At 37.1% G+C, this 22,068-nt stretch carries 22 protein-coding genes and 1 tRNA gene; 16 read left to right on the forward strand and 7 right to left on the reverse strand.

Features of this window, described 5'->3' with window-relative positions:
- Window positions 1–169 precede the first annotated feature (169 nt).
- On the forward strand, window positions 170–1,369 hold the full coding sequence (locus BM141_RS08400; protein WP_091543829.1) for a hypothetical protein: 1,200 nt from the start codon (window positions 170–172) through the stop codon (window positions 1,367–1,369).
- A 12-nt stretch (window positions 1,370–1,381) separates the two neighbouring features.
- Here the strand turns inward: BM141_RS08400 and BM141_RS08405 are convergent, their stop codons facing one another.
- Window positions 1,382–2,977 carry a glucoamylase family protein gene (locus BM141_RS08405; RefSeq protein ID WP_091543901.1) on the reverse strand — a complete coding sequence of 532 codons (1,596 nt, stop codon included), beginning with the start codon at window positions 2,975–2,977 and terminating at the stop codon, window positions 1,382–1,384.
- Between the two features lie 32 nt (window positions 2,978–3,009).
- The gene (locus BM141_RS08410; protein WP_317039440.1) at window positions 3,010–3,990 is read right to left on the reverse strand and encodes a Gfo/Idh/MocA family protein; all 981 of its coding nucleotides are present in this window, start codon (window positions 3,988–3,990) and stop codon (window positions 3,010–3,012) included.
- 55 nt (window positions 3,991–4,045) lie between these two features.
- Between BM141_RS08410 and BM141_RS23780 the strand changes: the two genes are divergently transcribed.
- The 14 genes from BM141_RS23780 to BM141_RS08470 all read left to right on the forward strand — a co-directional run bounded on the left by BM141_RS23780 (window position 4,046) and on the right by BM141_RS08470 (window position 18,332).
- Window positions 4,046–4,159, forward strand: coding sequence for a DUF5657 family protein (locus tag BM141_RS23780; RefSeq protein ID WP_394331676.1), 114 nt, complete (start codon window positions 4,046–4,048; stop codon window positions 4,157–4,159).
- 179 nt (window positions 4,160–4,338) lie between these two features.
- Window positions 4,339–5,682, forward strand: coding sequence for a sigma-54-dependent transcriptional regulator (locus BM141_RS08415; protein ID WP_091543834.1), 1,344 nt, complete (start codon window positions 4,339–4,341; stop codon window positions 5,680–5,682).
- A 19-nt stretch (window positions 5,683–5,701) separates the two neighbouring features.
- Window positions 5,702–5,929 carry a hypothetical protein gene (locus BM141_RS22560; protein WP_143090852.1) on the forward strand — a complete coding sequence of 76 codons (228 nt, stop codon included), beginning with the start codon at window positions 5,702–5,704 and terminating at the stop codon, window positions 5,927–5,929.
- A gap of 4 nt (window positions 5,930–5,933) precedes the next feature.
- A complete protein-coding gene (gene kdpF, locus BM141_RS23785; protein ID WP_143090854.1) occupies window positions 5,934–6,011 on the forward strand; it encodes a K(+)-transporting ATPase subunit F in 78 nt (25 codons plus the stop codon).
- An 86-nt stretch (window positions 6,012–6,097) separates the two neighbouring features.
- Window positions 6,098–7,798 carry a potassium-transporting ATPase subunit KdpA gene (gene kdpA / locus BM141_RS08425; RefSeq protein ID WP_091543840.1) on the forward strand — a complete coding sequence of 567 codons (1,701 nt, stop codon included), beginning with the start codon at window positions 6,098–6,100 and terminating at the stop codon, window positions 7,796–7,798.
- A 74-nt stretch (window positions 7,799–7,872) separates the two neighbouring features.
- Window positions 7,873–9,909 (forward strand): potassium-transporting ATPase subunit KdpB, encoded by a 2,037-nt coding sequence (gene kdpB / locus BM141_RS08430; RefSeq protein WP_091543843.1) that lies wholly within the window; start codon window positions 7,873–7,875, stop codon window positions 9,907–9,909.
- Between the two features lie 12 nt (window positions 9,910–9,921).
- Entirely contained in the window at window positions 9,922–10,488 is a 567-nt protein-coding gene (locus BM141_RS08435) for a K(+)-transporting ATPase subunit C (RefSeq protein WP_091543845.1), read from the forward strand.
- Between the two features lie 5 nt (window positions 10,489–10,493).
- Window positions 10,494–11,870, forward strand: coding sequence for an outer membrane beta-barrel protein (locus BM141_RS08440; RefSeq protein WP_091543847.1), 1,377 nt, complete (start codon window positions 10,494–10,496; stop codon window positions 11,868–11,870).
- Window positions 11,871–11,919: 49 nt separating this feature from the next.
- The gene (locus BM141_RS08445) at window positions 11,920–13,044 is read left to right on the forward strand and encodes a histidine kinase (protein ID WP_091543851.1); all 1,125 of its coding nucleotides are present in this window, start codon (window positions 11,920–11,922) and stop codon (window positions 13,042–13,044) included.
- Window positions 13,045–13,049: 5 nt separating this feature from the next.
- The gene (locus BM141_RS08450) at window positions 13,050–14,789 is read left to right on the forward strand and encodes a sensor histidine kinase (RefSeq protein WP_091543853.1); all 1,740 of its coding nucleotides are present in this window, start codon (window positions 13,050–13,052) and stop codon (window positions 14,787–14,789) included.
- Between the two features lie 264 nt (window positions 14,790–15,053).
- Window positions 15,054–15,500, forward strand: coding sequence for a 50S ribosomal protein L13 (gene rplM / locus BM141_RS08455; RefSeq protein ID WP_091543855.1), 447 nt, complete (start codon window positions 15,054–15,056; stop codon window positions 15,498–15,500).
- Complete coding sequence (gene rpsI / locus BM141_RS08460) at window positions 15,500–15,886, forward strand: 30S ribosomal protein S9 (protein WP_091543859.1); 387 nt, start codon at window positions 15,500–15,502, stop codon at window positions 15,884–15,886. The genes rplM and rpsI overlap by 1 nt, the downstream gene beginning before the upstream one ends.
- A 57-nt stretch (window positions 15,887–15,943) precedes the next feature.
- Window positions 15,944–16,738: a 30S ribosomal protein S2 gene (gene rpsB / locus BM141_RS08465; RefSeq protein WP_091543862.1), complete on the forward strand. Its 795-nt coding sequence runs from the start codon at window positions 15,944–15,946 to the stop codon at window positions 16,736–16,738.
- A 1,114-nt stretch (window positions 16,739–17,852) separates the two neighbouring features.
- Window positions 17,853–18,332 carry a winged helix-turn-helix transcriptional regulator gene (locus BM141_RS08470; RefSeq protein WP_091543865.1) on the forward strand — a complete coding sequence of 160 codons (480 nt, stop codon included), beginning with the start codon at window positions 17,853–17,855 and terminating at the stop codon, window positions 18,330–18,332.
- Window positions 18,333–18,382: 50 nt separating this feature from the next.
- Here BM141_RS08470 and BM141_RS08475 read toward each other — a convergent pair whose 3' ends face one another.
- The 3 genes from BM141_RS08475 to BM141_RS08485 form a co-directional block, all read right to left on the reverse strand.
- Window positions 18,383–19,471 carry an AI-2E family transporter gene (locus tag BM141_RS08475; protein WP_091543867.1) on the reverse strand — a complete coding sequence of 363 codons (1,089 nt, stop codon included), beginning with the start codon at window positions 19,469–19,471 and terminating at the stop codon, window positions 18,383–18,385.
- 158 nt (window positions 19,472–19,629) lie between these two features.
- A tRNA-Arg gene (locus BM141_RS08480) sits at window positions 19,630–19,701 on the reverse strand.
- Window positions 19,702–19,784: 83 nt separating this feature from the next.
- Window positions 19,785–20,690: a TatD family hydrolase gene (locus BM141_RS08485; protein ID WP_091543873.1), complete on the reverse strand. Its 906-nt coding sequence runs from the start codon at window positions 20,688–20,690 to the stop codon at window positions 19,785–19,787.
- Between the two features lie 229 nt (window positions 20,691–20,919).
- Between BM141_RS08485 and BM141_RS08490 the strand changes: the two genes are divergently transcribed.
- Window positions 20,920–21,339, forward strand: coding sequence for a 7(1) septoil knot domain-containing protein (locus BM141_RS08490; protein WP_091543877.1), 420 nt, complete (start codon window positions 20,920–20,922; stop codon window positions 21,337–21,339).
- An 11-nt stretch (window positions 21,340–21,350) separates the two neighbouring features.
- On the opposite strand, the gene BM141_RS08495 is transcribed toward BM141_RS08490, so the two are convergent.
- Complete coding sequence (locus BM141_RS08495) at window positions 21,351–21,815, reverse strand: PP2C family protein-serine/threonine phosphatase (RefSeq protein ID WP_091543880.1); 465 nt, start codon at window positions 21,813–21,815, stop codon at window positions 21,351–21,353.
- A partial coding sequence (locus BM141_RS08500) for a transposase (RefSeq protein WP_143090853.1) occupies window positions 21,728–22,068 on the reverse strand: 341 nt, incomplete at its 5' end. The genes BM141_RS08495 and BM141_RS08500, both read right to left, overlap by 88 nt.

The raw sequence follows: 22,068 nt of genomic DNA on the forward strand, positions 1-22,068 counted from the left end.
GATAAAATCTGTTTTTTTCTTGTACTTTTGTAGGCTTTTGTTCTCACTAAGCAAATTTTCATAAGGTTCATTTTCTTGCAAATCTATGAAAATCAGAAATAATTTGTATATTAGTGCGTTATGAAAGAAATTTACTATTTATTTATATTGAACCTAAAAATTACCCCTCATGCAAAATAAAATTCTTGTCGTTTCTGTTCCCTTATTTTTGACGATTTCTCTTGCCTTTGCCCAATACGAAGCCGTAGTTTTCGATTACCAACACGCTTATTTCAACAATGGACAGCCTCTCAAAGCGGAAAGTTATTTGCTATTTTCAGGAGCTATCCGAAGCCAAGTAGAGCGAGTAGAAATTTCCATTTTTAGAGCAAGGAGCAAGCATGAAAAACCACTTTATCACAATACTTGGAAAAGAATGTATGGAAATGCAGAAGGTACGTTTTCAATGACTTGCAACTACAAATTGCGAGGGAATGCCGAATATGACCTTGTATTTGATTATTTTCGTCCTATTTCAGATGCAGAGAAAGACAAACTGCGCACCTCGCTCCAAGAAGCTTTAGATAGCTACCTCCAAGAGGCTTTTACCTCTTCTGGTCGCAAAGTCAAACTCTTGATTTCAAAAAAATTAGTCATCAATGACCTCAACAGAATAGTTGAGGAAGGCTTAGCTGACTACCGCAATGATAGCGAAACTACTTTCAAAGGGTTTAGTGATATTCTCAAAAGAGCATTGAAAAATCTATCTGGACGCAGACTCAGAGATAGCGAAGCGGCACATCTCAACGATGACAATAGTAATCGAAAAGAAAACAAGATGGAAGGCAGGGCAAAACTGTATGAAAATCGCTTAGGAGATGTGAAAAAGTTGGCATACAAAGAGTTAGAGCAGGTATTGGGTACGCACTTGCTCATCAAAGAGGACACTCGTAGCGTATCAGATTACCCAACTACAAGCACCATTCACGTACTTTCAGTCAATGCAGGCTATGGAGCAGTCTATTTGGAAGGAGATACCCAAGACCTTACTTATGCTACTTCGCCTTATATTGGCTTATCTTTCCCTTTGGGGAATAGTGCTTTTTCAAGCCGATTCTGGACAAACTCTGCCATTTCTTTAGGCACTTTTACCAATAACTTCAAAGATGCCAATGGCAATGAGATTTCAGGTCCTATCTTTGGCAGACCCTATTACTTAGGTTATGGCTATCGCCTTTTCAGGTTTGTCAGATTCAATGCAGGAGCAGTATTTTTAGAAGACAAACTCCCCTCCAGCACTTCTTTTCTCAATTCTGTTCAGATTAAACCCTTTGTGGGAATCAGTGCAGAAATCAACCTTTGGCTTGGTTTAGGAGATAAAAAAAGATGAAAAGGAAACTTATTATCTAAGCCCAACCACTATTTTCTCTTCTTTTTTACCTTGCTTTAAAATAACCGTATATTCTCCTCCATTCGCGAGAAAACTAACTTGGTTTGCTCCTTGTGGAAAAGTCTGATTTTTAGCCAAAGATTGGACTACTTTCCCATTAGCATCTATCAAATCTATATTCACTGTTTCATTCCCATTTACATAAAAATCAAATAAATACACGCCTTCGTCAGGGTGTTTCATCAAGTCGACTTTACCTGTATTTTTTTCAGGAATATACATATAAAACCCTGTAGGGTAGTTCGGTTTTTTTATGCCCAATTTGGGCAAGGCTGACTGAATCTCTGAGATTTGTTCACCGATTTTCCAAAGCAAACCTGAGCGATAGTTTTCTATCATAATCACGATAGGTCCTTGGTCTATGGCTAAATATTGGTTAGAATACCAATTTTTGCTTTGGTTATACGCATCATAAAAGCCATATTCTCCAAATAGGCGATTCCCTTGGCGGCGGTAGAGGTGCATCAGCACTTGCATAGAATAATAAGGGGTATAAGGAAAAGAGGATAAAGCAGCTGTAGGAGATATAGTACCATTGTCTTCCGTAGGCTGATGCGCTCCGTAAAATATGTGATTATCGCTGGCAGTTAGTCCCCAATTTTCCTCAGAATAGCCAAACTCTTTGGGTGCTTTTTCTAAGCAATAGGCACGGTTGATAAGGGTATGTTTCACTACTAACTCCCAATAGTTGGTGTGTTCGTCTTGCATTTGTCTTGGGTCAAGACTTAAATACGAATAATGCTCAAAAAATAAAGGACCGCCCCAATCAAAGCCTAAAGGTAATTTGTATCCTAAAAATTCCTTTCCATTGACAAAGTGCCAAGCCTCGTGCTTTTTCCAAGTTTTATCATATACTTCATAGGTGATTGGATAGGTGGGAGATGCCATTGCCAAAATATAGGTAATGAAACACTCATTGTAACCTCCAATAGGGTGGTTCATTTTCCACTCGTGCTTAGGCGACCAATGCCAATGCAGTAATCCATTACGGACATACCAATTCCATTCTACCGATTCCCAAAGCTTTGTAATCTTTTCTCTTAATATTTTTTCTTCCCAATTTTCTCCACTGAAAAATGCTCGGGCAACTAACAAACCATTTATCAAATAAGCAGTTTCTACCAAATCTCCTCCGTCATCGTATTGGCTAAAAGGGATAGCTTTCCCCGTTCTCCCATCAAGCCAGTGCGACCAAGCCCCGTGAAATCGGTCTGCCTTTTCTAAAAAATTGACCATTTTTAGTAAGCGATTCACGGCATCTTGTCGAGTAATCCATTGGCGGTAAGTCCCTACAACTATGCACATTATCCCAAATCCTGTGCCTCCACTCGTTACTACATTGGGGGTAGCGGTACGCTCAGGAATCAAACCTGAAATAGGGTGAGCAAAATCCCAAAAATAGCGGAAGGTTTTTTCCTGTACCGTATTGAGATATTCGCTACTTTCGGTTACTGTTTTAAAAGGAGCGACTTGCTGAGAAAAAACCCTGCTCGAGAACAGTAAAGCCAATAAAGTGCTTTTTATCAGGCATTTGTAAAAAATTTTCATTTTCATTTATGTTTTATGCTAATTAACCCAAATCATATCCTTTTGTTCAACTGCTCTAATACCCAATTTGTCCTTGCGCCACTGATGCCTGTACTGAGGCATTTTTCTCTGCCAAGTAGTTCATTAACAATGGCTTGAATCAGATATAACTGTATGTTTTCAGGTGTTTCTTCTGCGAAAAACTGCCTTCCATTTTCATTGTCTAGCATTACAGGCTCACCGTCAAAGGTAGCAAAACGAATGTTCCCTTGACTTCCTTCAATAAGGATTTCGTCTTTGATGCCTTTCTCACTTGTAGTGAAGCACCAAACCCCGCACCCTAAAACACCAGATTCAAAAGCAAAAGCCCCTGTTACTAAGTCTTCAGCAGGATATAAATGGGCTTGATTAGTAGAGAAACCCTCTGCTTTGACTATTTTCCCAAAGAAAAAATCTAAAATATCTAACTGATGAGGGGCTAAATCGTAAAAGTGTCCACCACCTGCTATTTCAGGAATGACCCGCCACGGCAAGTTTTCTTTGTTAGTATCTCCTTTTTTTGGGGGTGAGGTTAGGCAAATAGATACAAAACGAGGCTCTCCAATTGCTTTTTGCTCTAATAATTGTTTTACTTTCAAAAACTTAGGTAGATAGCGGCGATAATAAGCGACAAACAAAGGCACCTTGGCTTTTTGGCAAGCCTCTATCATCTGTAAACACTCCTGATAAGTACGTGCCATTGGTTTTTCCACGTAAACAGGTTTGCCTGCGTCTGCTGCTTGGAGTGTATAAGCCAGATGAGAGTCTGGGGGGGTAGCAATATAGATAGCATTTACCTCGCTGTCGGCTATTAGCTCCTCAGCGGTGCTGTACCAACGAGGCACTCCAAAACGTTCTGCATAACTTTTTGCCTTCTCTGGAGTGCGATTGGTTACAGCAAGTAAGTGTGAGTGAGGGACTTTATTAAATGCAGGTGCGCTTTTTTTCTCCGTTACATTCCCGCACCCAATCATTCCCCAGTTGATTTGTTTCATTATTTTCATTGGATTGTGTAGCAAAGATACAGTATCTAAATCAAAATAAGGATTTCTGTTTTCTGTTCTTTTAGTGAAACAACATAATCTTATGAATATCTGTATTGAAACACAAAATAACTCTTCTATATTTTTTATTTCCCTACCGCACATTTTTTTAATTTTTTGAAGCCAATCGCACAAACGCCAGTTCACGAACACTAAAATAATTAATTAATCCGTTCGTAAATGGTACTTTTGCAAAACCGCACAAGCCCAACCCGCAACCCAAGTTTTGCAAAAGAGCCATTTTTTGCCAATGCACCCGGTAATAATGATAACTTTGTACATTAAAAGAACGAGAATATTTTGAGAAGAATTTTAATCATAGATGATGAAGAAAAACTTAGAAACCTGCTGACAAGAATTATCAGCTTGGAAGGGTTTGAAGTGCTGCAAGCGGGTGACTGTAAAACTGCACTAAGGAAATTGGAGCAGCATGATATTGATGTTGTGCTTTGCGATGTGAAGTTGCCTGACGGCAACGGGGTTGAACTTACCAAGAAAATTAAAGACAGGTTTCAACTACCTGAAATCATCCTGCTTACCGCTTACGGCAATATTCCTGACGGTGTGCAAGCCATCAAAAATGGAGCTTTCGACTACATTACCAAAGGCGATGACAACAACAAAATTATTCCTTTGCTCTATCGGGCAATAGAAAAGGTTGATTTAACCAAAAGAGTACACCAACTTGAAAAGCAATTGGGCGACAAACACTCATTTGACAAGATTATTGGTAAATCTAAGTCCATACAAAAAGCTATTGACTTAGCACAAAAAGTAGCTGTTACTGATACAACGGTTTTGCTCACAGGTGAAACAGGTACGGGCAAAGAGGTATTTGCTCAGGCCATTCATCAGGCAAGCCCGAGAAGTAAACAAAACTTTGTGGCTATCAACTGCTCTGCTTTTAGCAAGGAGTTATTGGAAAGCGAAATGTTCGGCCACAAAGCAGGAGCATTTACCGGAGCAACCAAAGACCAAAAAGGGCTTTTTGAAGAAGCAAATCACGGAACGATTTTCTTAGATGAAATCGGTGAAATGTCATTGGAACTGCAAGCCAAACTTTTAAGGGTTTTAGAAACTGGTGAATTCATTCGTGTGGGAGAAACCAAACCCACCAAAATAAATGTTCGCATAATCGCGGCTACGCACAGGAACTTACAATCAGAAATTGAGCAGGGACATTTCAGGGAGGATTTGTTTTATCGCATTTCCACCTTTCAAATCCATTTGCCGCCACTTAGGGAAAGAGTGGTTGATATTGAAGACCTTGCCAATCATTTTATCAATATTTCATCTCTTAAAATCAAAAAGAAGATTAACGCTGTTTCACCTGATTTTTATGAAGCATTGAAACAGCATCAATGGAAAGGAAATATTCGTGAACTGAAAAATGTAATTGAACGTAGTGTAATTCTTTGTGATAATGAACTTACGGTTGAGCATTTACCCATTGAATTACAAAAGGCTGACAACGCAAGTAAAAAAGGCAAAACGCTTTCTGCATTTGAATTGGCGAGTGCAGAAAAATTGCATATTCAAAAAGTATTGAATTATACCAATGGCAACAAAACCAAAACTGCCGAACTTTTAGGAATAGCCCTAACAACACTTTACAGGAAATTGTCAGAATACGGGTTGGAATAATAAACCCTTTCAAAATACTATGTTTGACCCTTTCAAAACGAAAGGGTTTTTTGTTACCCATTTCCCCTTAAATCATACAAGTTGTTTATTATCAAAATTTTATGAGATGCGTGCCAATGCTGGACTGTTTATTGAAATGTTGTTAGCAAATCAAAAAAATAACATGACAACAGTATTATTTATCGGTTTGGGCATTGTGATTTATGCCTTATTGTTTAAATCCATTAACTGGTTTGAAAAAATGTAAAACTATGGTAGCATTATTCATCATCACCATTGCAGTATTCGGCTACATGTGCTACGTGCTGCTTAAACCTGAAAAATTTTAACACTGTGAAGTGTGGTCTGTGAAAAGTAAAATGTAGTTTATACTACACACCTCTCACATCTTACAACTCACATAACTCAATACAACATGAACACAGAAATTCTTGGCATAATCTTAATGTATGCGACAGTGGTTGTCTTGGCAATTCCATTAGGACGCTATATCGGCAAGATTTTCAATTATGAGAATACTTGGCTTGATAAAATCTTTAACCCACTTGACAAACTCTTTTTCAAGTTAAGCGGCATTGACCCCACCAAGGAAATGAATTGGAAACAGCATTTAGTGGCATTGCTCACCATAAATGTGGTGTGGTTTGTTCTCTCCATGTTGGTGCTTACCAACATGAGTTGGTTGCCATTGAACCCTGATGCAAACCCTTCTATGAGTGCCGATTTGGCATTTAACACATCGGTGAGTTTTGTAACCAACACTAACCTGCAACACTACTCAGGCGAAACGGGCTTATCTTATTTGGGACAGTTGATATTGATGCTTTGGCAGTTTATCAGTGCAGGTACGGGTATTGCCATTTGTGCAGTGGTTTTCATGGCAATGAAAGAAAGGACTTCCGAAACATTAGGGAACTTCTATTCCTTCTTCGTAAGAGCCTGCACAAGAATTTTATTGCCTTTGGCTTTGGTAGTTGCTTCACTTTTAGTCTTTAACGGCACACCCATGACTTTTGAAGGTAAAGACACCATTACAACTTTAGAAGGAGAAGAACAACAAATTAGCCGTGGCTCAGTAGCAGCATTTGTAGCTATAAAACAACTTGGCACCAATGGCGGTGGTTTTTATGGACCCAATTCTGCTAATCCGATGGAAAATCCAAGCTACTTTACCAATATCGTTGAAACTATCTCCATTTTCTTAATTCCTATGGCAATGGTTTTTGCAATGGGTTATGTGCTGAAAAGAAGAAAATTGGCATGGACAATTTTTGGGGTAATGACAATTGGCTTTTTGTTACTACTTATTCCTTCTATCTATTTTGAAATGAACGGCAATACAGCCATTACTCAAATGGGCATTCAACAGCAATTGGGAAGCATGGAAGGTAAAGAAGTTCGTTTTGGCTCGGCAGCGTCTGCTTATTGGGCTATCAACACCACCTGCACCAGCAACGGCTCGGTAAACGCTATGCACGACAGCATGACACCGTTAACCGGAATGTTTACCCTATTAGGCATGATGATAAATTGTTTCTATGGTGGCGTGGGTGTTGGTTTTTTAAACTTCTACATTTTCATCATTCTGGCAGTATTCATAAGTGGCTTAATGGTAGGCAGAACGCCTGAGTTTTTAGGCAAAAAAATAGAAGCCAAAGAAATGAAAATTGCTATGATAATCGCTTTGCTGCATCCATTGTTGATTTTAGTAGGTACTGCTCTTTCCAGTTTCTTATATGCCGGTAATCCAACGGAATATGCAGGCTGGTTAGCTAATCCGGGCTATCATGGATTTAGTGAAATGTTGTATGAATTTACTTCATCAAGTGCCAACAATGGAAGCGGTTTTGAAGGCTTGGGCGACAATACACCCTTTTGGAATATTGCCTGTGGCTTAGTGATGCTCTTAGCTCGTTACCTACCTATTATCGGTCCTGTGGCCATTGCAGGAATTTTGGCAAGCAAAAAATACATTCCCGAAAGTAATGGAACACTCAAAACAGACACTGCAACCTTTGGCTTGATGGTGTTTGCGGTAATAGCAATTGTGGCTGCATTAGCTTTTTTTCCAGCCTTGACTCTTGGTCCCATTGCAGAATATTTCTCATTAAAGTAAACCAATAAGAAGTTAAGGAACATTAAGACTTAATTTTCTTAATGCCTTAATGGTTAAATCTAAAATTTATCAAAATGAAAAAAAACACATCACTATTTCAAAAAGACTTAATGCAAGAAGCATTCAAACAGTCTTTTATGAAATTAAATCCGAAACTCATGTTCCGCAATCCTGTCATGTTTACAGTAGAAATCGGAACAGCAGTTATGTTCTTTGTTTGCCTTTGGATATTGCTGGGTGAAAAATCGCAAGGCAGCTTTACCTATAACTTTATTTTGTTTTTAGTTCTTTTGCTCACTTTGCTGTTTGCAAATTTTGCCGAAGCCATAGCCGAAGCAAGGGGAAAAGCACAAGCCGACAGTTTGCGCAGAACAAGAGAAGAAACCCCTGCTAAAAAAGTTTCTGCAATAGGTAAAATCTACTCTGATGAAGTTCAAATAATTCCATCGTCTCAACTAAAGAAAGGTGATTTATTCTTTTGCGAAGCAGGAGACATCATTCCAATGGATGGAGAAATTGTGGAAGGCTTGGCAACTATTGATGAAAGTGCCATTACTGGAGAGTCTGCCCCTGTGATACGTGAAGCAGGTGGCGATAAAAGTTCCGTAACAGGTGGCACAAAGGTTTTGTCGGACAAAATAATCGTGAAAGTTACCACCGAGCAAGGGGAGAGTTTTTTGGACAAAATGATAGCGTTGGTGGAAGGTGCAAGCCGACAAAAAACACCAAACGAAATTGCATTGACCATTCTCTTAGCAGGTTTTACTTTAGTTTTCATCATTGTTACGGTTACGTTAAAACCTTTTGCAGATTACGCCAATACTCCAATCACCATTGCCGCTTTTATTTCATTATTTGTATGCTTAATTCCTACAACTATTGGCGGTTTACTTTCGGCTATTGGCATAGCCGGAATGGACAGGGCTTTACGGGCAAATGTGATTACCAAAAGCGGTAAAGCAGTAGAAACAGCAGGTGATATTGATGTTTTGCTATTAGACAAAACAGGAACGATTACCATTGGCAATCGAAAAGCTACCAATTTTTATCCAGCCAACGGAATTGATGAAAAGCACTTTATTAAATGTGTGGTGCTAAGTTCTATGAGTGATGAAACACCCGAAGGAAAATCCATCATCGAGTTAGCTAAAGTAAATCCGCTGAGTTTTAAAATTGAAAATCCACGTTTCATAAAGTTTACAGCCGAGACGAGAAGCAGTGGAATTGATTTTGAAAATACAAGAATTAGAAAAGGTGCGGCAGATGCCATAAAAACCTTGTGTGAAAATGTAGGTAACTCATTCCCAAAGGAAACAGCCGAAAAAGTTAAAATCATTTCAAGCAATGGCGGTACTCCTTTAGTGGTTTCTGAAAACGAAAAGGTAATTGGGGTAATTGAGTTGCAAGACATCATTAAGCCGGGTATTCAGGAACGTTTTGAGCGGTTGCGAAAAATGGGAATTAAAACCGTAATGGTTACGGGTGATAATCCACTGACAGCAAAATTTATAGCTGAAAAAGCAGGCGTTGATGATTTTATTGCCGAAGCCAAGCCCGAAGACAAAATGAATTACATCAAAAAAGAACAAGCAGAAGGGCGATTGGTGGCGATGATGGGTGACGGAACCAATGATGCACCTGCATTAGCTCAGGCAGATGTGGGCGTAGCTATGAACAGCGGAACACAAGCAGCCAAAGAAGCGGGTAATATGGTGGATTTGGACAACGACCCCACCAAACTAATAGAAGTGGTTGAAATTGGAAAGCAACTTTTAATGACAAGGGGAACACTCACCACTTTCAGTATAGCCAATGATGTGGCGAAATACTTTGCCATTATTCCGGCACTTTTCATAGTTGCTATTCCCTCACTGCAAGGGTTAAATATTATGAACTTGCATAGCCCCGAAAGTGCCATTCTTTCAGCCGTAATTTTCAATGCCATTATCATTCCATTGCTCATTCCGTTGGCGTTAAAAGGCGTTTCCTATAAGCCTATTGGTGCAAGTGCCTTGCTTCGCAGAAACCTACTTATTTATGGACTTGGTGGCGTGATTGTGCCTTTTGTTGGCATCAAAGCCATTGACCTTTTAGTTTCACTATTCATCTAAAAAATTAAGACAATGAAAAATAATATCATACCAGCCATTCGCTTAACACTCGTTTGTTTAGTGTTTTTCTGTGGCATCTACACACTTACTGTATATGGCATTTCCAAACTTGCTCCCGAGGATAGTTCTTTCAAGAAAAGCGAATCGGGCTTCTATGAAAATGTCGGACAAAGTTTTACGAGTGACAAATACTTTCATTCTCGACCTTCCGCAGTTGGATACAATGCAGCAGGTTCAGGTGGAAGTAATAAAGGGCCATCAAATCCTGACTACTTAGCAGAAGTACAAGCACGAATAGACACTTTTTTAGTTCACAATCCCGACATAAAAAAGGATGAAATTCCTTCTGATTTAGTAACTGCAAGTGGTAGCGGTATAGACCCTCACATTTCCGTTCAAGCCGCAAAGGTGCAAGTAAAACGGATAGCTAAAGTTCGCAACATCAGCGAAACAACTATCCATCAAATCATTGAACAGCAATCAGAAAAATCGTTGCTCGGCTTATTTGGTACAGAAAAAATTAATGTATTGAAATTAAATCTGAAACTTGACCAATTAACAACAACTTTAAAACAATAATATAAATGAAAAAAAGCAGCTTTAGTATTTTGTACACTTCATTTTTAATCGGTGTACTGAGTTGTGCATATACAGTATCGGCACAACAAAAGGGTGAACCCTTTGAAGGTATAGACCAAACCTGGCAAAATGGTTCGGACAGAAGAGACTCATCTGTGTTTAAAAATATGAAGTACTTTACACCCAGTATTTTAATGGACATCAACTACAATTATTCATTTAACAACCCAATTGATAATACAGTGGTTGGTTCAACAGCGCTGGCACGACACAATGAATTGCAACTATCAGCATTGCATTTTGGCGGCGATTTAAGTTATGGAAATGCAAGAGCCAGAGTGATGACACAATTTGGCACACGTTCTACCGTTGTTCCGCGAAATGATTTTAGCCCTTATAGAGGTCAATATAATTTGGCTAATGTGTACCGTTACCTGAGTGAAGCATACGCGGGCTATCACATTAATAAATGGAATGGCATCAATATTGATTTTGGTATGTTCATGTCTTATATCGGATTAAATTCTTATTATCAACCAGAGAATTGGGAATATCAAGCTTCATTTACTTCCGATAATACGCCTTGGTTTTTCGTGGGTAGTCGTATCCAAATTCATCCCAATAAAAACTGGAAAATAGAACCTTGGATTATTAATGGTTGGCAAAGTTATGGAAAGTTTAATAAAATGCCGGGCTTGGGAGGCAACATTACCTATATGAGCAGCAATGGAAACTGGAAAGTACTTACCAACGATTACTTTGGAACAGATGCAGCAGGAATACCTGACAGAGTTAGATTTCATTCAGATAACAGCGTTTTGCACCGTTACTTAAACCAACCTCAAAGCAAGGGGATAAGCCGCATGGCATTTTCTTTAACTGGTGACATTGGTTTTGAAAAAGGTGGTGGGGTGAATGGATTTGATAATAGTCCCAATAAACCAGCTCAATATTTTTTAAGTGTAATGTTTTATAATCGTACTTGGTTTGCGAAAAACAAGTTGGCATGGACAATTGGTGGAGGATGGATGAAAAATCCTGGACGCTATTTGGTGCTTTATCCAACAGGTCAGGCGAGTCCGCTCCCTAATCCACAAGACCCGACAAAAAGAGAAGGGATGTTTCCATTTAGTGCCAATCCGGGTGACCAATTTGAAGGATGGGACATGAGCACCAATATTGACTGGATGCCTAACCAAAGTCTAACATTCAGATTAGAATATATAAACAGAAATGCATCTGTTGGTTATTTTGCTGGCGGAGGTGGTGTTACCTCATCAACTGGTCTGACTACAACACCTGTTGACCCCAATGGCACTTGGAGACCAGATTTAGTAAAGAATGAGAGCAAAGTTATCTTTGCTTTGCTTTTTAGATTGTAGTTTGATACTGATGCGGTTAGTAGATTAGCTTACTTCCTACATTTATTCTATGACAGAAAAAGATAAAACCGTTCAGCTTTTTCTTGACCTAATTAAAAAGTCAAGACGTGGAAAACTTAAAGTTTACATCGGCATGAGTGCAGGCGTAGGAAAAACTTATCGTATGCTGCAAGAAGCTCATACACTGCTAAAGAATGGCATAGATGTTAAGATTGGTTTTATAGAAACACATAATCGTAAGGAAACACACGAACTTTTAGACGGCTTGCCTATCATTCCACGTAGGAAACTATTTTACAAAGGCAAGGAGTTGGAAGAAATGGACGTTCAAGCAATTATTAATCTTCGTCCAGAAGTGGTAATTGTTGATGAATTAGCACACACCAATATTGAAGGCAGCAAAAATGAAAAACGCTGGCAAGATGTATTGGACATTCTTTCGGCAGGCATCAATGTAATCTCAGCAGTCAATATTCAGCATATTGAGAGTTTGAACGAAGAAGTAAAGGAAATCACAGGTGTTGAAGTAAAAGAAAGAGTTCCTGACAGTGTATTGGCTCAAGCAGATGAAGTGGTAAACATTGACTTAACGGCAGACGAATTGATAAATCGCCTGATAGAAGGGAAAATCTATAAAAAAGATAAAATTGAAGCTGCACTTAGAAACTTCTTTAAAAATGATAATATTTTACAACTTCGTGAACTTGCTCTTAAAGAAGTAGCTTCGCAAGTTGAAAGAAAAGTAGACTCCGAAGTTTCTAAATCAAATCTATTAAAACGAGAAAAACTGTTAGCCTGCATAAGTAGCAACGAAGCATCTGCAAAAACTGTTATCAGAAAAACGGCTCGCTTAGCAAGTTTTTATAATTGTAAATGGTACGTAATGTATGTTCAGACCCCAGCCGAGTCTCAAGACAACATTCCTTTGCATAAACAAAGGCATCTTATTAATAATTTCAAACTTGCAACTGAATTAGGAGCTGAAATTATTAAAGTACAAAATCACTCTATCGCCAAAGCAATTATAGAGCAAGCGGGGGAGCGAGAGATAACTACCATTTGCTTAGGTAAACCTCGTGTAAATTTGATAAACATTATTTTAGCAACTAATGTATTTAACCAAATACTGAAAAAAATTACCTCAAATGAAATTGATATTATAATCTTCTCGTAACTATAATGAAAACTAAAACAAAACTGACTATTGGATTTGGTCTGTTATTGATATTAGTAATATTATCAACGCTTCTCAGTATTAGTTTAGTCAATACTATTTCCAGAGCAAGCCATCAAATTCTTCAGGACAACTATGTAACTATTGAGTATGCAGAGAATATGCTTATTCTCTTAGATGAAATAAAACAAGATACTTCCTTAATGAAACAGTTTGAGTACAACCTTGTATTACAGCAAAATAATATTACGGAAATTGGAGAGGCAGATTTAACACTTAGCTTAACAAAATTATTTGAAAGAATTAAATCTAAATCCTCAGATACCCATTTAGAAAATAAAATGAGGACAATTTTAACTTCTATCATCAAAATCAATTTAGAGGCAATTAAAAGAAAAAGTATTACTACTAATCAAACTGCTGATAATGCGATTATGTATATTGGTTTTGTAGGATTTTGCTGTTTTTTGATTGCAGTATTTATGATGTTTATATTTCCAGCCTTCATTTCAAAACCAATTGAGAATCTCAGTGAGAGTATCAAACAAATTGCAGAGGAAAATTATTCTCAAAGAGTAAATTTTGAAAGCCACAGCGAATTTGGCGAATTGGCAAAATCCTTTAATGTGATGGCTCAAAAATTAGAAGAATATAACAACAGCAATGTAGCCAAACTCATGATGGAAAAGAAAAGAGTTGAAACACTTATTGACAAAATGCACGACCCTGTAATTGGATTAGATGAAAACCTGAAAATTATTTTTGCTAATCAAGAAGCAAATAGCGTTTTAGGATTATCAAACTCCGAGTTAATAGGGTTTCAGTCCAAAGACTTAGCCCTAAAAAATGACTTGTTAAGAGAATTGATTAAAGATATTAAAGATAATGAATTTGATAAGAATGCCTTAAAGCCAATTAAGATATTTGCAAATGGGAGAGAAAGTTATTTTGAAAAAGATGTCCAGCACATCTCAATAATCCCAACTGGGGAAGTAAAAACAAAAATAGTCGGGCATGTAATTTTGCTTCATAATGTAACAGAATATAAGGAGTTGGACTCGGCCAAGACAAATTTTATTGCCACAATTTCTCATGAATTCAAAACTCCCATATCTTCCATAAAGTTAAGTTTACAACTTTTGGAAAATGAGCAAGTAGGAAAATTGAATGAAGAACAAAAAAATTTGGTAGATAGTATAAAAGATGATGCCAATAGATTGCTGAAAATTACAGGAGAGTTATTAGATATGACACAGGTTGAGAGTGGTAATATTCAACTTTCTATTTTGCCCTCAGACCCAAAAGAAATTCTACAATATGCTATTAATGCTACCAAAGCGCAGGCAGACCAAAAACAAATACAGTTTCAATTGAGTTACCCGGACAAAGTCTCTAAAATCCAAGCTGATAATGAGAAAACTGCTTGGGTGCTGACAAATTTGATTTCAAATGCTATACAATACTCTTACGACAACTCAACCATTTTTCTTACAATTAAAGAAACCAAAGAACAAGTTTCATTTTCAGTAAAGGACACTGGGCAGGGAATAGCACCACAATACAAAGACAAAATATTTGACCGATATTTCCGAGTTCCCGGAACAAAAAAAGAAGGTACAGGACTTGGACTGGCTATAAGCAAAGAATTTATAGAAGCACAAGGCGGACAAATTACCGTTGAAAGTGAATTTGGAGCAGGTAGTACATTTACCTTGATACTTAACAAAGCTACATCGGACAGCTAACCCACACTCGCAAGCACATTGTCAAAGCCTATCTGTAAACTTACAACCTGTGTTAAATTCAGAGAAATAAAAAAATACAAATAAAAGAGTAGTTGTCTAATTTATAATGCTTAAAAGCTTAAATTAAAAATGAATTATAGTGAAAAATTTTAAGCTACAGTTTTTCTTTTCTTTTTTAGAAAATACTTTGCTATTCTAAAATATCCTTACTAATTTTGCACTCCATTTTGGAAAAAATTTAATATTTAGTTTAAAATCTTAATAATGGACAGTTTAAGTTATAAAACTATCTCGGCACACAGAGGTTCTGTGGCTAAAGATTGGGTACTTATTGACGCTCAGTCTGCAGTCTTAGGACGACTTGCGAGTCAAGTTGCCAAAATTATTAGAGGTAAGCATAAGCCATCGTTTACCCCTAATGTCGACTGTGGAGATAATGTAATTATTATCAATGCTGATAAAATAAGGCTCACAGGAAAGAAGTGGACTGATAAAGAAATTATCACCCACACAGGCTACCCCGGTGGACAGCGAATCACCTCTCCTAAGCATGTGCTTGCCAAGCACCCTACTCGCTTAGTGGAAGAAGCTGTAAGAATGATGCTCCCTAAGAATCGTTTGGGAAGAAAGTTATTTACTAACTTGTATGTATATGCAGGTAGTGAACACCCTCATACCGCTCAACAACCTAAAGAAATTAAGTTATCATAATGGAAGCAATCAACACAATCGGAAGAAGAAAAACCTCAGTAGCGCGTATTTACATGTCAGCAGGTAATGGGAGTATTACTGTTAATCATAGAGATATTGCTGATTATTTTCCTTCAGAAATCCTCCGCATCATTGTAAACCAACCCTTTGCTGTTACAAATCAGTTTGGTGCCTACAATGTCAATGTCAATGTGCAAGGTGGTGGATTTAAAGGTCAAGCAGAGGCAGTTCGCTTAGCTATCGCCAGAGCCTTATGCGAGGTAAATCCAGAGTTTAAGTCCGTTCTCAGAGGGGAAGGTTTCCTTACCAGAGATTCTCGCATGGTGGAACGCAAGAAGTATGGAAGACGCAAAGCACGCAGAAGATTCCAATTCAGCAAGCGTTAATATCTTTTATTTATTTACAGTAAGTTTTTACAGTAATACTTTTAGCTTAGAAATTGTATGTCCAATTTAGAATATAAAGATTTATTAGATGCAGGTGTACATTTTGGGCACCTCACTCAAAAATGGAATCCTAAAATGGCGCCTTATATTTTTATGGAGCGCAATGGAATCCATATCATAGACCTCAACAAGACTTTGGTTTGTTTGGAAGCAGCAGCAGACGCTATCAAGAAGATTGTACGCTCAGGTAGAAAAATCATGTTTGTTGCTACTAAGAAGCAAGCAAAGGAAATCGTAGCTTCTGAAGCGGCTCGTCTTAAAATGCCTTTTGTAACGGAGAGATGGCTTGGTGGGATGCTTACCAATTTTACTACTATCAGAAAATCTCTAAAAAAGTTAGCAAGTATCGATAAAATGATGAAAGACGATACCTATGGCAACTTGGCAAAAAGAGAGCGTTTGATGTTAGCACGTGAAAGAGAAAAGTTGCATAAACTTCTTGGTGGTGTGGCAGAACAAACCCGCCTTCCTGCTGCCTTGTTTGTAGTAGATATTAAGCGTGAACATATTGCTGTAAAAGAAGCTCAGCGTTTAAATATTCCTGTTTTTGGGATTGTAGATACAAACTCAGACCCAGATTTGGTAGATTTCCCTATTCCCGGTAACGATGATGCTTTCAAGTCTATTGCTCTCATTACTTCCTATATAGGTAAAGCCATAGAAGACGGCTTGATGGAGAGAAAGAAAGACAGAGAAGAATCAAAACTGAAAGATGAAGAAAATCAAAAACGCGAGGTAGAAGATGAAAGCGAAGGCTTCCCAGAAATGGAAATGCAAGAGGAGGAGGCTTAGTAGGTCTGAAACTTGATATTTGCAGAAGAAATAAAAAAAGAGGGATAAGATACTTATTCCTCTTTTTTTTATTTTACTCCAAAATGATGAGCTGTAGGGGAAGGACTCGAACCTTCACAGAGTAGTTAGTCGCAAAAGCAGTGAGATGTTCTGTTAAGGACTCATCTCACTTCCTTTATGATTTATCCCAGCTTCTCCACCCCCGAGACAGGAGGGCATGGCTGCCAAATTTCATCACCCTACAGTATAGTTGTTAGGTTTTTAGATTGTCAATGCTTTCAAACAAAAAAGGTATGCACAATATGCACACCCTTTTTCAACCTTAACCAATAAACAACGCATAAAATAGACATTCTCTTGATGTAGGAGAAGGTATCGAACCTTCAGACTTTTTATTGTTAGTCTTCCTCTTTTCCCTACTTGTCTGTTTTATTGTTAGTACAAAGTTAAAAAGGGTTGTTTAATTTTGCAAATTTTTCAAATAAAATTTTAAAAAATTTTATTTTTATCAAAAAAAAGAGTGTTTAATTATTAAAAATCAAAAAAAGCATTTTCTAAAAATAGAATTAAGCTAAGAAAACATGCAAAAAAATGAATAGCTAAAACTTACAAGTAATTGTTTATCAAAACATTAAAACATAACTAAAAAAGGTATGCTCAATATGCACACCCTTTTTCAACTTTAACCAATAAACAACACATAAAATAGATATATTTTTTGCAAATTTTTTGGCTTTTTTTTAAAAAGTTTGCATAAATTTCACTGTGCGTATATAATTTAGCAATGTGTGAAAAAAGCTTGCATTTTTTGCTGTAGGGGAAGGACTCGAACCTTCACGGAGTAGTTAGCCCTTCAAAAGGTGAGTTAGCACTATCTATGCAATAGTAAACCATTAGCTCACTCTTTGAGTTAGGTTTATCCTAAACTCTCCACCCCCGAGACAGGAGGGCATGGCTGCCAAATTTCATCACCCTACATTGTAATGTATTTGACGATACAAAATTAAAAAAACGAATTGTTTTTTGCAAACATTCTAAATATTTTTTTAAAAATTTCGTATTTTTCTAATAAGTTGTGCTTTTTGTTAAAAAATTCATAAAATACTATTTTAAAATGGACAAAAATTTAGAAATCGATAACACAGATATTCAAATTTTGGCGGAGCTAATGAAAGATGCCAAAACTCCTTACACGGAAATTGCAGAGAAAATTAATGTATCTGGAGGTACAGTTCATGTTAGGATGAAGAAGTTAGAAAAGATGGGAGTAGTCAGGGGGGCTTCGCTGGACATAGATTTTCATAAGTTAGGATATGACATTACTGCTTTTTTAGGTATTTATCTACAAAAGAGTTCTTTGTACGAGCCTGTTTCAGAAGAACTCTCTAAAATACCAGAGATTCTTAGTCTGCATTATACTACGGGTGCTTACAGTATTTTTGCCAGGATTATTTGTAAAAACACTAGCCATCTTTTAGATGTATTGCATAATAAGATTCAGAGAGTTAATGGAATAGAGCGAACAGAAACCTTTATTACTTTGGAAGAGAAACTAAACAGACCTCTGCAATTAGACATGAATTTGTTTAGGTAATTGTATTTTTATGTTCATCAGTATTGGTATTTTTTAATGCAAGAATATGCTTAGGTGGCTTTTTTAAAGATTTTGTATTGTTTGTACCCTCTACGCATTTCTGCAATCGATACTTTGATAATAGTATAAACGGGTATAGCGGCTATCATTCCTACAATTCCTGCTAAGGAAGCCCCTGCGAATACAGTCAAAAAGATTTCCAAAGGGTGTGCTTTCACACTCTTAGACAATATCAAGGGTTGGAGAAGTACGTTGTCAGTTAAGTAAGTAAATCCATATACGATTAAAATCTTAGTAATAAAAAATACGTATCCCCCATTCTCGAACATTTCAGAGGGAGCGATAGAAGTACCAACGATTAAGCCAAAACAGGTGCTTGTAAAAGGTCCTGCAAAAGGAACAGGGTGAACCATAGCAGCAAAAAGTCCCATAGTGATAGCATACTTTACATCGGCGATAATTAATCCAAAGGAAATAATCGTGAAAATAGATAACATCTGCAAAGATAAGCCTAGCAGATAGTTAGCCAATAATCTTTCTATTTTATACACTGCATTGATAGTTACCTCAAAATATCTGTTCGGAATCATGGCAATCAAGTTTTTGCGAATAATGCCCCTGTCAAATAAAAAGAAAAAAGTAATAAAAATGACTGCCAGTGCGCCTATGAATACGCTACTTGTAGCTGATATGATATTACCAATCTGTAATTTATCAAAAATAGAACTAATGTTCCCGCGTATAGCATCTATGATAAAATTAGGAGATTTATTGACTAATTTGTTTTTAATTAAGATATTCTCGATGTTTTGTAGAGGTTTAGAAACACGTTTGAGTAATTCATTATAATCTAACGAAGAGATGACTTTGATTTGTTCACTGATTAAGGGAATGAAAAGTAGCACAAATAGGGAGATGATGCCCACTAAAATCCCGAAGGAAATCAAAATAGCGATAGCTCTTGGCATCTTGTATCCTCCGATATGGATTTGGCTTAGATAATCTGCGGGAGGTTTGAGGATAGAGGCTAAAACTATGGAAATCAATATATAGGCTACAATATCCGAGAATATCCATGCTAAAAACAAGGCGATTGCTAATACGCTTATTATATTGATAACGGTTCTATTAAACAACATAAGCTAATCCAATTATATATTACTATCAACAAAATCTACTAACACAAAGTTAGTTTTCATCAAAATTAAGCCATAAATTTTTCATAATCGAAACATTAACCCCCAAAGGTATGCAAAACCTTTAGGGGTTAGTTGTAGGATAAACTTTTTGAGGGAAATGACCTCGACGGGAATCGAACCCATATCAAAAGTTTAGGAAACTTCTATTCTATCCATTGAACTACGAGGTCGTGTAGATTTTTGGACTGCAAAATTATATATCTTTTTACCAACAAGCAATCTTTTCGCATTTTTTAAAATCATAAAAAGATAGCTACTTAATAATTTTGCTATCTAACTTTTCTATTTTGGGGTCTCTACCACCGCGCAGCACAGAGTTGCCATTAAATCTTTGGCTTTGGTCTATTTCTACTATAAAATCACTTTCGTGCATTTGTCCACTTTGGGCAAAAGCATCATAGGCATTTTGATAACAAACCAGATGAATATCTTTTTCTGAAATGCCTCTTTCTGCCATGAGTTGGGCAGTTTTTGGTACAGCAAGCGGGTCGCTAATACCCCAATCAGCCGCACTATTGATAAAAATACGTTCTGAGCCATATTTCTTTACTATCTCTACCATTCGCTCATTACCCATTTTGGTACTTGGGTAAATAGAAAATGCCGCCCAAAAGCCTCTGTCTAAGGTTTCTTTGACAGTCTCCTCGTTGTTATGGTCTATGATGACCATCTGAGGTGCAATACCGTGTTCTATACAAACGTCCATACTTCTACTTGTACCTACTTTTTTGTTGCGATGCGGAGTGTGTATTTGTACAGGTAGATTTGCTTCTTTGGCTAACTCTAACTGCAAGCGAAAGTATTTATCTTCTAAGGCAGTTTGGTCATCATAGCCTATCTCGCCCACGCCGACTACTCCCTCTTTGTAAATATACAAAGGAAGAATCTCCATGACTTGCTCTGCTAAGGCTTCATTGTTGGCTTCTTTGGAGTTCAGTCCGATAGTGCAATAGTGTCTAATTCCGAACTGACTTGCTCTAAATCTTTCCCAGCCTATGAGCGTACTAAAATAGTCTTTGAAACTTCCTACTTCTGTACGTGGCTGTCCCAGCCAAAAGGCAGGCTCAATCACAGCTACTACACCGGCCTGGCGAAGAGCCTCATAGTCGTCAGTTGTTCTTGATACACAATGTATATGCGGGTCTATGAATTTCATCATATCTATTTACTAACTATTTTGTCAATACTTCGTTTAATTTTATGAAATGTAAAAAAACTGTATTAATTTGGAAAAATTGCTTTACAAATATAATATTTTGTAGGCACTTGTCTTTGTTAAAGTCAAAAGTTTATCTAATCATTTGCTCATAGATGCAAAATAAGGCATCAAAAGACAGAGAAAACTTAGGCAATAGCTTTCATAAAATTACCTGATATATAAGATGATAATGAGTTTGATTTTCAATATTTGGCTAATCTTAGTACAAATCTATTCATATCCTTATGAAAAACTCACAAATATTGCTAAGTCTGCAAAGAATACTACTATTTTTCTAAAAGAGCATAAGATTAAAGATAAAAATAATAAGCAAACAATTAACCCTTGTGATATTTATGGACAGATTTACATAGAGAAGGATAGACGCAGAGCGACTTACTTGGTCTATGTGGAGCCTGAGAATGATTACAGAGCAAAACTGATTGTTTACAAGGAAAGTAGTCCTCTCAATGCAGACAAGGAAGGACTTTGGTATTTTGTGGAGCAGAGAGCATTTGCCGACTACACTGTTTGTTTTGTCGACGATAGGAGTATCGCAGATTTTATTATCTATTATACAGACAAGTTTCATCAGGCAGGTTGCCGCTAAGCAATGCTATGCTATAACTGTAAGCCAATCACAGATATATCATCTCTCTGCTCCTCTGTGCCTTGATGTAGATGTAAACTTTCTAAAATCTTTGCTTCTTGCTGTCGAAAAGGCAACTCTTTGATAGCCTGAAGAAGTTCTTGAAGGTTTTTTGTACCAAATCGTTTTCTGTCTTTATTGGGCTGGTCTATGTATCCATCAGATAAAAGATAAAAACTACTCTGCGGAGGTAGTGATAAGGTTTGGTTAGTAAAAGAGGACTCCCGCTGTCTTAGCCCGCCTATATTCGTTCTATCTCCTAACAATTGATTAATTTGTCCATTTGTAGCGTAAAAAGCCGTGCTTTTGGCTCCTGCAAAGGTTACTTGGGTATGAGTATTAACGTGAATTATTTTACATTTTCTTGAATAAATACAATTTGTTTGTCCTCTAATTTTTGTGGATATGCTTTTATGTTTGGTGTTTTTTCCAAAAATGTATAAGCAATTAAGCCTGCCAGCAAATTAATAAGAAAATTTTTAGGGCTTCTGTGCCTTGAATGTTCTATATTTAGTTGATTTTTAAGTACATCGAAAGCAGTTTCTATCAATCCTCTATGCCTTAAATAATAGGCTTGTGGTTCTGTTAATACTTGATTTTTCTTCATATTAGCTCTTAACTTAGTGATTAAGTGCAAGTTTCTTTCTGCAAATTCTTCTTTTAGTGCAGTAATATAACCCTTATCTCCAT

It is taken from the genome of Thermoflexibacter ruber (assembly GCF_900113045.1).
Taxonomy (GTDB): Bacteria; Bacteroidota; Bacteroidia; order Cytophagales; family Thermoflexibacteraceae; genus Thermoflexibacter; species Thermoflexibacter ruber.

What these genes read in the sequence shown, in the direction of transcription:
- BM141_RS08400 (WP_091543829.1), top strand. Translation starts at nt 170, where the DNA reads ATGCAAAATAAAATTCTTGTCGTTTCTGTTCCCTTATTTTTGACGATT.
- BM141_RS08405 (WP_091543901.1), bottom strand. Translation starts at nt 2,977, where the DNA reads ATGAAAATTTTTTACAAATGCCTGATAAAAAGCACTTTATTGGCTTTA.
- BM141_RS08410 (WP_317039440.1), bottom strand. Translation starts at nt 3,990, where the DNA reads ATGAAACAAATCAACTGGGGAATGATTGGGTGCGGGAATGTAACGGAG.
- BM141_RS22560 (WP_143090852.1), top strand. Translation starts at nt 5,702, where the DNA reads ATGTTTGACCCTTTCAAAACGAAAGGGTTTTTTGTTACCCATTTCCCC.
- kdpF (WP_143090854.1), top strand. Translation starts at nt 5,934, where the DNA reads ATGGTAGCATTATTCATCATCACCATTGCAGTATTCGGCTACATGTGC.
- kdpA (WP_091543840.1), top strand. Translation starts at nt 6,098, where the DNA reads ATGAACACAGAAATTCTTGGCATAATCTTAATGTATGCGACAGTGGTT.
- kdpB (WP_091543843.1), top strand. Translation starts at nt 7,873, where the DNA reads ATGAAAAAAAACACATCACTATTTCAAAAAGACTTAATGCAAGAAGCA.
- BM141_RS08435 (WP_091543845.1), top strand. Translation starts at nt 9,922, where the DNA reads ATGAAAAATAATATCATACCAGCCATTCGCTTAACACTCGTTTGTTTA.
- BM141_RS08440 (WP_091543847.1), top strand. Translation starts at nt 10,494, where the DNA reads ATGAAAAAAAGCAGCTTTAGTATTTTGTACACTTCATTTTTAATCGGT.
- BM141_RS08445 (WP_091543851.1), top strand. Translation starts at nt 11,920, where the DNA reads ATGACAGAAAAAGATAAAACCGTTCAGCTTTTTCTTGACCTAATTAAA.
- BM141_RS08450 (WP_091543853.1), top strand. Translation starts at nt 13,050, where the DNA reads ATGAAAACTAAAACAAAACTGACTATTGGATTTGGTCTGTTATTGATA.
- rplM (WP_091543855.1), top strand. Translation starts at nt 15,054, where the DNA reads ATGGACAGTTTAAGTTATAAAACTATCTCGGCACACAGAGGTTCTGTG.
- rpsI (WP_091543859.1), top strand. Translation starts at nt 15,500, where the DNA reads ATGGAAGCAATCAACACAATCGGAAGAAGAAAAACCTCAGTAGCGCGT.
- rpsB (WP_091543862.1), top strand. Translation starts at nt 15,944, where the DNA reads ATGTCCAATTTAGAATATAAAGATTTATTAGATGCAGGTGTACATTTT.
- BM141_RS08470 (WP_091543865.1), top strand. Translation starts at nt 17,853, where the DNA reads ATGGACAAAAATTTAGAAATCGATAACACAGATATTCAAATTTTGGCG.
- BM141_RS08475 (WP_091543867.1), bottom strand. Translation starts at nt 19,471, where the DNA reads ATGTTGTTTAATAGAACCGTTATCAATATAATAAGCGTATTAGCAATC.
- BM141_RS08485 (WP_091543873.1), bottom strand. Translation starts at nt 20,690, where the DNA reads ATGATGAAATTCATAGACCCGCATATACATTGTGTATCAAGAACAACT.
- BM141_RS08490 (WP_091543877.1), top strand. Translation starts at nt 20,920, where the DNA reads ATGAGTTTGATTTTCAATATTTGGCTAATCTTAGTACAAATCTATTCA.